This is a genomic window from Terrisporobacter hibernicus (assembly GCF_020809405.1).
GTDB lineage: Bacteria > Bacillota > Clostridia > Peptostreptococcales > Peptostreptococcaceae > Terrisporobacter > Terrisporobacter petrolearius.
The window spans coordinates 1,608,342-1,620,351 of record NZ_CP081135.1 but is presented as its reverse complement, the minus strand read 5'-3'; the positions used below and the strand labels follow the sequence as shown (position 1 = coordinate 1,620,351).

Here is a 12,010-nt window from a genome sequence, read left to right as displayed (position 1 = left end):
TCATAAAAAGAAAAAAATAATAATGTAGATATATTGAGATGAAACTATATTCTGCATGACAATAATGTAATAAAATCTTAATATTATTAATTTATAATTTTGTTGTATACTTATAATATAAGAAAATAAAAACTAGGAGATAACTATGGATAATAAAAAAAAGAAAACTTTCCTAAGATATGTATTTCTACTATGTCTAATGGTTGGAACTATATATCTAGTTTTAAAAAGTTTAGACATAAGTATGTTGTCTAGCGTTATTACTATGGTAAATAAGGAGTATTTATTAATAGGGGGAGTAGCGATTTTAATTTATATTATTCTTGAAGGAATAATATTGCAAATGATAATTAATGAACAACATAAATTGAAGAGTTCCTTTGTAGGTTTTAAGCTAGCCATAATGGGGTTTTATTATAATTTAGTAACACCTTTTGCATCTGGTAGTCAACCTGTTCAAATATATGTACTAAATAAATATAAAGTTCCACTAAGTAAAGCAACAGGAATAATAACTAATAAAACTATACTTTATCAAGTAGTAATTACAATTTACTGTACTATATTTATTTTTATGAATGCTGGTGAATTAAAGTATGATTTGAAAACAGTAATGCCTTTTGTTATGTTTGGATTAGCAGCAAATTTATTTACATTTATAATTGGATTTTTAGCAATTATAAATACACCAAAGATAAAAGAAATATGTCATAAAGTAGTAAGATATTTATTAAAATTTAAATTCTTTAAATTTTTACAATCTAAAGAAGATAATATAGATTCATTTATAGAGGAATACACAGAGTCAATTAAGTTTTTTATGAAAAATAAGAAATTACTTATTACTACTGTAACTTTAACAATAATTCAAATATCATTCTACTTTAGTGTTGCCTATTGGATATATAGAGCATTCAATCTAAGTGGTCATAGTTTTATTTATCTAATGACTCTTCAAGTATATTTGTATATGGCTATATCACCAATACCAACTCCAGGAAATATTGGGGCCAATGAATTAGCGTTCTTTACTATTTTTAAGAGAGTATTCCCTCAAACATTGTTAGGATATGCTGTATTTGTATATGGTGGGTTTATGTATTATTTAATACTAATACTATGTGGAATTTTCACCATATATTCACATTATAAAATGGATAAAAAAATGGAATCTGGTAAAATTAGTTTAAAAACTATGTAAAATAGGAGGCAAAATGTCGTTTGAGAAATTAAACCAAAGTTCAATAGGCAATATTCATGATAGAAGTTGCATAATTATAGTTAATTTTAATAAAAAAGAATGCAGTGTGATAAAAAACATAGGAAGACTGGTAGGAATTAAAGACTGCATTTTTGTAGATAGTAAAAATGGAAAAACTGTTATAAAAGATATATTAAATGATTCAGTATATGATGATAACGAAGAAGTTTGGACAAATAAAGCTGTAATTTTTAATAATATTACTCAATTAAAAATTAATGGGTTTTTAGACAGTTTAAAGAAAATGAAAATAGCAAGACCTTTAAGTGCTGTAGTAACAAATACAACTATAGACTGGACTTTAAACAAATTAGTTTACAATTTAATCCAGGAAAGACAGGCATTAAAGTCAGGGCAAACTTTAAATCACTAAAATAGAAATGACATAATCATTGTTAAAATGGACAAAATAATAGTAACAAATAAATATAAATTACGATTTGTATTTATTTGTTCATATAGATTAATCCTTCAAAATACTTTTGAAGGATTTTTTATTTTATAACAAAGGTATTTTTTAAAAATATGTAGAATATATAATAAGTATGTAGAAATTTTTTAGTTCAGTTGAAGGGAGATGAGTTGTTATTAAAGCATTATTTACACTCAAATTTAATGATGATGATTTTAATAGAATTAGGGACTTAGGATATGACGTTGTTTTTAATAGTGAAGGTTCAAAATCTACTTTTGATAAAATTACAGATGAAGAGTTAGAATCTATAGATGTATTAGTAACTTATAATTCCTTTGAAAAATTAGATGTGTCAAAAATGAAAAATTTAAAGTATATACAGCTAGGTAGTACAGGATTTGATCAAGTACCTATAGATAAAGTCATGAATAGAGATATAATTTTATGTAATAACAAAGGCGGATATAGCATTCCTATTGCAGAATGGATTGTATCAATGATTTTGCAAATATATAAAAATACCAAAGAATTTTATAACAAACAGTATAAAAGACAGTGGATATCCGATTATAGCGTTTCTGAAATTTATGGAAGAAGAATAGGCTTTTTAGGAACAGGAACAATTGCATTGGAAAGTGCTAAACGACTAAAAGCTTTTGGAGTAGAAATATGGGGATGTAATACAGATGGAAGAAGTATAAAGTATTTTGATGAATGTTTTTCAACACAAGAGATGGATGAGGTATTTAAACACTGTGATATAGTAGTAAGTACTATTCCATCGACAAAGCAGACATATAAACTTATTAATAAATCAAAGTTTAGCCTTATGAAAGAAGGGTCATCATTTATTAATGTAGGAAGAGGAAAAATTGTAGATGAAGATGACCTGATAGAATATGCTCATAAACTAAGAGGAATAGCTCTTGATGTTTTTCAAGAAGAGCCTTTATGTGAAAATAGCAAACTGTGGGATTTAGATAATATAATTATAACTCCTCATAACTCTTGGGTATCACAACAAAACTCACTAAGAAGCTTTAATTTATTTTATAATAATTTGAAAAAATTTATTTTAAATAAAGAATTAGAGAATAAAGTAGAAATAGAAAAAGGGTATTAATAAGAAGAAAGCATCTATATAGATGCTTTTTTTAATTATGTTTTACGTTGGACAATCACATTATTGACACTATTTGGTAATTATACTACTATTATGATAGCAAAAAGTTACAAATAATTCGGAAAATATTAAAAAAATGTGGGGTAATATATGAAAAGGTATTTTAGAAGAATATTATGTAGTTTAATAGTGGTATGTATTTTAGTAGGAAATTTGGGAATGACAGCTGTAGCAGATGCAATGGAAAGTGTTAATATTAGAGAGGGAAACTATAATTTAAAAAATGTATATAGTGGAAAATACTTAAATGTATCTGATGGTAAGACAGTAAATGGTACAAATATTAATATTTATGAAGGTAATGGTACAAAAAGTCAAACATATAAAATATATAAAATTAATTCATCCTATGCTTTAACTCCAAATTGTACCTCTAGGGGGAAATTAGTTAATGTAAAAGGTAATAAAGTAAAAGCAAATGCCAATGTTATGTTATATGAAAAAAGCGGTAAAGGTCACTCTACTCAAAGGTGGGTACTTGAGAAGGTTTCAGGTGGGTACGTACTTAGGTCAGCAAATAATACTAAGTATGCACTAACATGTACAAATAATAAAAATGGATCAAATGTTAATATGCAAGCATATAAAAAAGGAAATAAAAAACAAATATGGAAATTGGAATCTAAAAAAACTTCATCTAATACAACAGAAGGTTCAAATAATACGAGGAAAGAAAAAGATGTTTGGGAAATAAAGTCACAAATTACTAAAACATATAAAAAATGCAGCGAAAACACAGGAAGAAGTAACTTTAAAAAGCAATGTTCACTTTATGTGTACAGTCAGTTAAAAGTTTTAGGAGTATATCAAACTCCAGATACATATTGGAATGGGAACCAATGGTATTCTAAATTAAAACCTAATGCAGTGACTAAGACAGGATATACACAGAAGAAATACTCAGGAAAGTCTTGTTTAAGCAAAATAGTAGGTGCTAATAAAAACCAAAATTTATACAATATAGTTGTATCTTTTCCAAATAGCTATGTAGATGGAAAAAATACTGGATCTGGCGGAGCAGGTCATGTTTTATTTATACATGGAATAATAGATGGAAAAGTATATTACTCAGATAACTATAGATATTGTGGTATGTCGGAAGGTAGTGTAATAGTTAAAACCGTTTCTGAATTTACTAATTATTTTTCATATCATTATGGTGGACCAACAGGAGCAATACATTTCGTAAAATAGAGTTTAAAAAGCATATATTCAAAATTTCTATTTATGATTATTTATCATCTAAAAGTTCAATGGCAAAGGTAGTTAGCCTTAATAGTATTTGTATTATCAATAGATTATAATTTACTTAATACTAATATTTTTAGGGGTGGGGACATGAATGATGAAATATTAAAGAGACAACTAAGTGTAGATAAAATAAAACTGATAGAAAAATATTCTCTTACTTGTTCTGAAGATATGAGATGGGAATTTAAGCATGATAAATATCATTCTGTTAAGTATTTTTCGCATAAATTTGCCCAAAAGGAATCTGCATTAGCACTATTGTTTTATATTAATAGATTGTGTTATGCGAAGATAAAATACTTTGAGAATAATTTTGATAAATATGAACCATATAAGTATGTGTTTTTAAAAGGTTTTTGTAAATGTGAAATATATGATATGGAGTTTTTAAAACATAAACCGAGTAACAGTATGATTGATATTAGAAATTTAAAAGATATAAAGAATATAGAGGAATTTAGAGAATTTTGTGCTGTTTTAGAGAGTTTGGAATAGCAATTGAAGTTATAAAGAAAATATATTAAAAAAACAAGGAATCTGTAACATATGTTACAGATTCTTTTTATTGTTGTATATATAATGTGTATATAAGATAAACATTAAAAATTTGGAGGTATAACAATGGATAATAAAATGTTTTGTTTTCAATGTCAAGAAACAGCAGGATGTACAGGATGTACTAAGTTTGGAGTATGTGGTAAATCACCAGATTTAGCAAAAATTCAAGACTTATTAATATATACAACAAAAGGATTATCAGAAGTAACTACTAGATTAAGATCAGAAGGAAAAGAAGTAAATGGACAAGTGAATCACTTAATAACTATAAACTTATTCACTACTATAACTAATGCAAACTTTGATGATGCAATATTCTACGATAGAGTAAAAGCTACTTTAGATACGAAGGAAGAATTATTAGCAAAATTAGATAATATAGAGAACTTAAGTGAAGTTGCTTTATGGACTGCTTCTACTAAAGAAGAAATGGATGCAAAAGCTCCAACGGTTGGTGTATTAGCAACAGAAAATGAAGATGTAAGAAGTTTAAGGGAGTTAATAATTTACGGAATAAAAGGTTTATCTGCATATATGAAACATGCAAATGCTTTAGGGTATGATGATGAGTCTATAAATGCATTTATGCAAGCAACATTAGCTAAAACTTTAGATAATACTTTAAGTGCTGATGATTTAGTTGCTTTAACTTTAGAAACAGGTAAGGTAGGGGTAGATGGAATGGCTTTACTTGATAGCGCAAATACTGGAACTTACGGACACCCAGAAATAACTAAAGTTAATATAGGTGTAAGAAATAATCCAGGTATACTTGTATCTGGACATGATTTAAAAGACTTAGAGTTACTATTAAAGCAAACAGAGGGTTCTGGTATAGATGTTTATACTCACTCTGAAATGTTGCCAGCTCACTACTATCCAGCATTCAAAAAATATTCTCACTTTGCAGGAAACTACGGAAATGCTTGGTGGAAGCAAAAAGAAGAGTTTGAATCTTTCAATGGACCAATACTAATGACTACAAACTGTATAGTACCACCAAAAGATAGCTACAAAGATAGAATATTCACTACTGGTGCAGCAGGATTTGTAGGAGTTAAACATATAAAAGGAGAAAGCGAAGACAATAAAGATTTCTCTCAAATAATAGAACTTGCAAAAACTTGTGAACCACCAACAGAAATAGAAAGAGGAGAAATAGTAGGTGGATTTGCTCATAATCAAGTATTTGCTTTAGCTGATGCTGTAGTAGATGCAGTTAAATCAGGAGCAATAAAGAAATTCTTCGTAATGGCAGGATGTGACGGAAGAGCTAAATCAAGAAACTATTACACTGATTTCGCAGCAGCTTTACCAAAAGACACAGTAATATTAACTGCAGGTTGTGCAAAATACAAATACAACAAATTAAATCTTGGAGACATAAATGGAATACCAAGAGTTTTAGATGCTGGTCAATGTAACGACTCTTACTCATTAGCTTTAATAGCCTTAAAATTAAAAGAAGTATTTGAATTACAAGATATAAATGAATTACCAATAGCTTTCAACATAGCTTGGTATGAGCAAAAAGCTGTAATAGTATTGTTATCATTACTATACTTAGGAGTAAAAAATATACACCTAGGACCAACACTTCCAGCTTTCTTATCACCAAATGTAGCTAAAGTTTTAGTTGAAAACTTTGGAATAGGCGGAATAACTAACGTTGAAGACGATATAAAAATGTTCATGGAACAATAATAATATAAAAAATATCCTATAGAATTAATTCTATAGGATATTTTTTAGTTTAAATAATGAGGTTTATATTTTTTCCTTTTGGATACACTCTAGATAAGTAAAAGTTTTTAGGGGGTATTTGTTATGAAAAGAATATTTTTAGTTGATACGGAGAATGTGAATATTACTGCTTTAAGCAGTGCAAATAAATTAAATGAAGAAGATATAATAATACTATTTGTAACAGAAAGAACAAATTTATTTCAGTTTGGAAGAGACAAATTAAAATGCTTAAATACAAAGGCAAATATTTTGAAAATAAATGTTGCAACAGGAGTAAAAAACAGCTTAGATTTTCAATTAGTATCTTATCTAGGATTTATAATAGGACAGCATAGATATGAGGCTAATGATTATTACATAGTAAGCAAAGATAGAGGATTTTTAAGTTCTATAAATCTTTTAGAAAATTGTACTGACTACAAAATAGAGCTTATAAATAGCATTTCAGAGCTATTTAAAGAGGATGATGTAGATAATATAATAGATAAGTTTATAGAAAAAGGATTTAGACCAAAAACAGCAATAAAAATGACACTTATATTAGTCGGAGCAAAGTGTCTATTAGATGCTCAAGATAGATTTCTAATGGAGTTTGGTGGAAATTTTACTGTGCTATACAGATGCATAGATATATTAGAAGACTACTACAATGAAAAATCTAATGTTAATGAAACTGCATAAACTATTAATAAATTATTAGGAGACAAAAAATGAATGCTAAAGAACAATTATTAAAATCACTTTTTCCGCAAATTATTAATCATTTTGCAAGTTTGAAAAATATATCTTTAGAAGAAAGTACAGATATGTTTTTTAAATCTGCTACTTATGCAAAACTTTGTGGTGACAATGATTTTTACTCAAAAGGAATGGATTATATAGTAAATGAATTGGAAAATGAATATTTAACTTTTAGTTAAACAAGAAAAAGCTAGTGTAGATAAAACTGCACTAGCTTTTTACTGTGCAATTAGTAAAGTCAGGTTCATTTATTCGGCTAAAATATTTTCTATTTCTTCTAAATCTAAAATTTTAATATGACTTCGTGAATAATCAATAATACCCATATCTTTCATATTAATCAACTCACGAGAAAGAGAAGGTCTAGTTATTCCTAAAGACTCAGCAATTTTTTCTTTAGTCATTTTAAGTTTAATATTTTTGCTATTTTGTAGTTTGTATTCTGTAATTAAGAAGTTGCAAATTTTTTGTTTAATGCTATTAAAGGTTAAGTTAGTAATAGAATTATTTAAAACAAAAATCTTATTACTTAAATCATTTAAAAACATTTCTAAAAAGTCACTGTGAGAAGTACAGAATTTTATAAAATTATTCTTGTTTATAAACATTATTTTAGAAGAAGTAGAAGACATAACTGTTGCTGGATATAAGTTAATATCAGAAAAGGCAATAACTTCTCCAAAAATATGACCCTTACCAAATGATGATACGTGTATCACCTTAGTTCCCAATATCCTTTTTATATCAATATTTCCATCTAAAATTAAACCTATGGAAGAGCAAGTGTCTCCTTCCATGGCGATTATATGATTTTTTGCATAGTTTTTTATTGTATAGTCTGCATCTTTAAAAAGATCTAAAATATATTCCTCGCTTTTATCTCTAAACATTTTAACTCCTTAAAATAATAAATTTCTTACTATAGATTTTATCATAAAAATGCAAATTTTATGTAGATGTAACATATGTTACAGAATGAAAGCTAATATTAAGGTATTATAAGTACAAATAATACAAAAGATAAGAAATAAAAAAGATAAAGGAGATGTGTTTATGAGTTTATTTTTAGGGAAAATACATTACTGGTTATTCAATAAAATTTTATGGTTTGAGAAACTAGAAGATAAAATAATAAATTTAGCAAAAGAAGAAGGATTTGAGGTTGAAAAATTAGGTACTGAAATACAAAATAAATATGGAGAAAAACTACCTAATAAACCATTAGAAGAGTTAATAGACACAAGTAACATTCATGGGTGGTTACAAAATCAAATTCACTGCGCTGAAAGAAGAATGGCAGCGTGGACAAAATTATTAGTAGAAGCAGATGAAAAAAATTATTCTAAATTAGAAGAAGTTTATAAATCACAGGGGATAGTAGCAGCTAATGAAATAAAATCAGAAGGTAAGTCGCCATCTACACCAGAAGAATTATTTAACTGCATAAATGACTATATTTTAGATGGAATGCCTTGTGATAGAGTTAATGAAGTTATATGCAAAGATGAAGATAAAATAGAATGGGTACAAAGAATTTGTGTTCATAAAGATATATGGGAAGAGGTAGGATGTAACGTAGATTATTTTTATGATTTAAGAAATACTTGGATAAAATATTTTGTAAATGAGCTAAATAATGACTACGAATATGACTTACAAGATGGAAATAAAAAAGCAATAAAAAGGAGATAAATCAATGAGTGGGATTGAATTATTAATAGAAGAACACAAATATGTAAAAAGAATGCTTCTAGTAATAAGAAAAGCATGTTTTAAATTAGTAGAAGATGGACAAATTAATTATGATGATTTTAAAAGTATGATAAATTTTGTGAAAGATTTTGCAGATAATCATCACCACAAAAAGGAAGAAATATTTTTGTTTAATAAAATGGTAGAAAATTTAGGAGAAACGGGTAAAAACATAATTACCCACGGTATGTTAGTAGAACATGATTTAGGTAGAAATTATATAAGAAACTTAGAATTAGCTTTAAATCAATTAAAAAATGGAAATAAAGAAGCAAAATTAGATGTTGTAGCAAATGCTATTTCATACGCAACTTTATTAGAAAATCATATTCACAAAGAAGATAACGTAATATTTACTTATGCAAAGAGAACATTAGATGAAAAATTACTGAAATTAATAGATAAAGAATGTTTTGAATATGAAGAAAAAAATTCTATTACTAGGGAAGAAAATATTGTTATACTTAATAATCTAGAAGAAAAATATATAAAATAAAAAATTAAAAACAATAAGGAGATTAAAACTATGATAACTAAAAATAATACAATTGGTGAAATAATTCAGATGAATCCAGCAGCAGCTGAAATACTAATGAGATTTGGAATGGGATGCATAGGTTGTCCTTCGGCTCAAGTTGAAACTTTAGAACAAGCTTCTGAAGTACATGGAATAAATTTAGAAGAATTATTAGCTGCATTAAATGCATAATAACAATATTAAGCTCTTAGGAAAAATCCTAAGAGCTTTTTATATAACATTTTGTTTTAATAATTAATGATGTTTAATTTCACATAGCAATTCTAATATTCAAATGAGTTTTCCAAATCATAATTACAATTTTATAGCCGAAACAATTTCTATACAGACCTACATTAAACTACATATAAGTAGAAAGATATAATCATTTTTACAAATTAGCTTTTGTAACATAATAACTATTATATATTTATAAATAAAATTTGAAATGATATACTAAAAAATAGAAAGATAGAAAATACTAAAAAGAGATACTTAAATAAGGAGATTATATTATGGATATAGAAAAAAGAATATCTGAACTTATTGATTTAATAAATTACCACAATGAAAAATATTATAACGAAGATACGCCAGAAATAGATGATTTTGAGTACGATAATTTAATGAAAGAATTAATCAAGTTGGAAGAGGAAAATCCAATGCTAAAGAGGGTTGATTCTCCATCAAATAGAGTAGGAGGAAAGGCTCTAGATAAATTTGATCAAATAGTACATAAATATCCTATGTTAAGCTTATCAAATGCATATTCAGCACAAGACTTAAGAGATTTTGACAGAAGAGTTAGAGAAGCTGTGTCGGGAAAAGTAGAATACGTTGTAGAGTTTAAAATAGATGGATTATCAGTAAGTCTTACTTATGAAAATGGAGAGTTTGTAAAAGGTGCTACTAGAGGTGATGGTGTAGTAGGAGAAGATATAACTAAGAATTTAATGACAGTAAAATCTATACCTTTAAAAGTAGATTATAAAGATGAATTAATAGTAAGAGGAGAGGTTTATATTTCAAAAGATAATTTTGAAAAAATAAATAAACAACAAGAGGAATCTGAACAACCTTTATATGCGAATCCAAGAAATTTAGCTGCTGGTTCTCTAAGACAATTAGATCCCAAATTAACAGCTAAAAGACCTCTTGATATATTTATATTCAATTTAGAACATTTAGCTGCTGATGACTGTAAAACTCACAGTGGTTCTCTTGAATTACTAGACAAATTGAGATTCTCTGTAAGTCCAGATTTCAAAGTGTTTGATAATATTGAAGATATTATCAAACATATAGAATACTGGACAGAACACAGAGAAGAATTAAAATATGGAATAGATGGAATGGTTATTAAAGTCAATAACTTTGAACAGAGAGAGCAAATGGGGTTCACAGCAAAAAGTCCAAGATGGGCAATTGCTTATAAATTCCCGGCTGAAAGGAAAACAACAAAATTATTGGATATAATTATAGAAGTTGGAAGAACAGGAAATATAACACCAACAGCTGTTTTAGAACCGGTTAAATTAGCGGGAACAACAGTAAGTAGAGCAACATTACACAACGAAGATAATATAAAAGAAAAAGATATAAGAATTGGTGACATGGTTGTAGTTCAAAAAGCTGGAGATATCATACCACAAGTTGTGGAAGTTGATAAAGAAGCTAGAACAGGTGAAGAAGTAGTTTTTGAAATGCCTCACAAATGTCCTGTTTGCGGGGAGGCGACTGTAAGACTAGAGGGAGAAGCAGCAGTGAAATGCATAAATATGTCTTGCCCTGCTCAAATTAGAAGAGGTATTATTCACTTTGTTTCTAGAGATGCCATGAATATAGATGGCCTAGGTGAGTCAATAATAACATTACTACTAGAAAAAAAACTTATAAAAGATGTTTCTGACCTATATTATCTTAAAAAAGAAGATGTAGTAAACTTAGAAAGAATGGGAGAAAAATCAGCAACAAATCTTATAAATGCTCTAGAAAAATCTAAGACAAATGACTTATACAGATTAATAAATGGACTAGGAATAAAACATATAGGCGTTAAAGGAGCAAAAATTATTGCGAATGAATTTAAGGATTTGGATATAATAATGAATTTAAATGCAAGTCAATTAATCAACTTAGAGGAATTTGGAGAAACTATGGCTGATAGTGTGGTTGAATTTTTCAAAGAAGAAAAAAATATTACTGTAATAGAAAAATTAAAAAATGCAGGTGTAAATATAAAAATAATTGATAATGATAATGAAGGTGCTATAAAAGTATTTGATAAAATGAAAATTGTATTAACTGGAACCTTGCCAACGCTTAAGAGAAACGATGCAAAAGATATAATAGAAAAGTTAGGTGGAAAAGCAACTTCAAGTGTTAGTAAGTCAACATCCTTTGTTCTTGCAGGAGAAGAAGCTGGTTCAAAACTTACAAAAGCAAATGAACTAGGAGTGAAGGTAATAGATGAAGAAACTTTCATTAGCTTATCTAAATTATCTTCTAAAGAAGAAGTATTAGAAAGTTTGAAATAATGGAAAAATTATATACATAATATGTTTGAATAAAGGAGCCATTATTTTG

13 protein-coding genes are annotated in these 12,010 nt (G+C 27.3%); 12 read left to right on the top strand and 1 reads right to left on the bottom strand.

Annotated elements, in window-relative coordinates; translation table 11 throughout:
* The first annotated feature begins 145 nt into the window (after positions 1 to 145).
* The 8 genes from JW646_RS07805 to JW646_RS07770 all read left to right on the top strand — a co-directional run bounded on the left by JW646_RS07805 (position 146) and on the right by JW646_RS07770 (position 7,334).
* Entirely contained in the window at positions 146 to 1,201 is a 1,056-nt protein-coding gene (locus JW646_RS07805) for a lysylphosphatidylglycerol synthase transmembrane domain-containing protein (RefSeq protein WP_148557028.1), read from the top strand.
* Between the two features lie 13 nt (positions 1,202 to 1,214).
* On the top strand, positions 1,215 to 1,634 hold the full coding sequence (locus tag JW646_RS07800) for a DUF3783 domain-containing protein (RefSeq protein ID WP_228417195.1): 420 nt from the start codon (positions 1,215 to 1,217) through the stop codon (positions 1,632 to 1,634).
* A 214-nt stretch (positions 1,635 to 1,848) separates the two neighbouring features.
* The gene (locus tag JW646_RS07795; protein ID WP_228417381.1) at positions 1,849 to 2,799 is read left to right on the top strand and encodes a phosphoglycerate dehydrogenase; all 951 of its coding nucleotides are present in this window, start codon (positions 1,849 to 1,851) and stop codon (positions 2,797 to 2,799) included.
* 150 nt (positions 2,800 to 2,949) lie between these two features.
* On the top strand, positions 2,950 to 4,053 hold the full coding sequence (locus JW646_RS07790) for an RICIN domain-containing protein (RefSeq protein WP_228417193.1): 1,104 nt from the start codon (positions 2,950 to 2,952) through the stop codon (positions 4,051 to 4,053).
* Between the two features lie 144 nt (positions 4,054 to 4,197).
* Entirely contained in the window at positions 4,198 to 4,605 is a 408-nt protein-coding gene (locus tag JW646_RS07785) for a hypothetical protein (protein ID WP_074919615.1), read from the top strand.
* A gap of 126 nt (positions 4,606 to 4,731) precedes the next feature.
* On the top strand, positions 4,732 to 6,372 hold the full coding sequence (gene hcp / locus JW646_RS07780) for a hydroxylamine reductase (protein WP_228417192.1): 1,641 nt from the start codon (positions 4,732 to 4,734) through the stop codon (positions 6,370 to 6,372).
* A gap of 123 nt (positions 6,373 to 6,495) precedes the next feature.
* Entirely contained in the window at positions 6,496 to 7,095 is a 600-nt protein-coding gene (locus tag JW646_RS07775; protein WP_206925135.1) for a PIN domain-containing protein, read from the top strand.
* A gap of 29 nt (positions 7,096 to 7,124) precedes the next feature.
* Entirely contained in the window at positions 7,125 to 7,334 is a 210-nt protein-coding gene (locus JW646_RS07770) for a hypothetical protein (protein WP_074919612.1), read from the top strand.
* Between the two features lie 69 nt (positions 7,335 to 7,403).
* Here JW646_RS07770 and JW646_RS07765 read toward each other — a convergent pair whose 3' ends face one another.
* Entirely contained in the window at positions 7,404 to 8,045 is a 642-nt protein-coding gene (locus JW646_RS07765) for a Crp/Fnr family transcriptional regulator (protein WP_228417190.1), read from the bottom strand.
* A gap of 163 nt (positions 8,046 to 8,208) precedes the next feature.
* Here JW646_RS07765 and JW646_RS07760 point away from each other — a divergent pair, with 163 nt between their 5' ends.
* The 4 genes from JW646_RS07760 (at position 8,209) to ligA (ending at position 11,961) form a co-directional block, all read left to right on the top strand.
* The gene (locus tag JW646_RS07760; protein ID WP_228417188.1) at positions 8,209 to 8,847 is read left to right on the top strand and encodes a hypothetical protein; all 639 of its coding nucleotides are present in this window, start codon (positions 8,209 to 8,211) and stop codon (positions 8,845 to 8,847) included.
* Between the two features lie 4 nt (positions 8,848 to 8,851).
* Positions 8,852 to 9,403, top strand: a complete 552-nt coding sequence (locus tag JW646_RS07755) for a hemerythrin domain-containing protein (protein ID WP_228417186.1) — start codon at positions 8,852 to 8,854, stop codon at positions 9,401 to 9,403.
* Positions 9,404 to 9,433: 30 nt separating this feature from the next.
* Positions 9,434 to 9,616 (top strand): DUF1858 domain-containing protein, encoded by a 183-nt coding sequence (locus tag JW646_RS07750; protein ID WP_074919608.1) that lies wholly within the window; start codon positions 9,434 to 9,436, stop codon positions 9,614 to 9,616.
* 323 nt (positions 9,617 to 9,939) lie between these two features.
* A complete protein-coding gene (gene ligA / locus JW646_RS07745; RefSeq protein ID WP_074919607.1) occupies positions 9,940 to 11,961 on the top strand; it encodes an NAD-dependent DNA ligase LigA in 2,022 nt (673 codons plus the stop codon).
* The last annotated feature ends 49 nt before the right edge of the window (positions 11,962 to 12,010 follow it).

Bases quoted from the DNA above. Each gene is read 5' to 3' on its own strand.
- JW646_RS07785 (WP_074919615.1), top strand. From the start codon at position 4,198: ATGAATGATGAAATATTAAAGAGACAACTAAGTGTAGATAAAATAAAA.
- JW646_RS07800 (WP_228417195.1), top strand. From the start codon at position 1,215: ATGTCGTTTGAGAAATTAAACCAAAGTTCAATAGGCAATATTCATGAT.
- JW646_RS07790 (WP_228417193.1), top strand. From the start codon at position 2,950: ATGAAAAGGTATTTTAGAAGAATATTATGTAGTTTAATAGTGGTATGT.
- JW646_RS07770 (WP_074919612.1), top strand. From the start codon at position 7,125: ATGAATGCTAAAGAACAATTATTAAAATCACTTTTTCCGCAAATTATT.
- ligA (WP_074919607.1), top strand. From the start codon at position 9,940: ATGGATATAGAAAAAAGAATATCTGAACTTATTGATTTAATAAATTAC.
- JW646_RS07775 (WP_206925135.1), top strand. From the start codon at position 6,496: ATGAAAAGAATATTTTTAGTTGATACGGAGAATGTGAATATTACTGCT.
- JW646_RS07805 (WP_148557028.1), top strand. From the start codon at position 146: ATGGATAATAAAAAAAAGAAAACTTTCCTAAGATATGTATTTCTACTA.
- JW646_RS07765 (WP_228417190.1), bottom strand. From the start codon at position 8,045: ATGTTTAGAGATAAAAGCGAGGAATATATTTTAGATCTTTTTAAAGAT.
- JW646_RS07755 (WP_228417186.1), top strand. From the start codon at position 8,852: ATGAGTGGGATTGAATTATTAATAGAAGAACACAAATATGTAAAAAGA.
- hcp (WP_228417192.1), top strand. From the start codon at position 4,732: ATGGATAATAAAATGTTTTGTTTTCAATGTCAAGAAACAGCAGGATGT.
- JW646_RS07760 (WP_228417188.1), top strand. From the start codon at position 8,209: ATGAGTTTATTTTTAGGGAAAATACATTACTGGTTATTCAATAAAATT.
- JW646_RS07750 (WP_074919608.1), top strand. From the start codon at position 9,434: ATGATAACTAAAAATAATACAATTGGTGAAATAATTCAGATGAATCCA.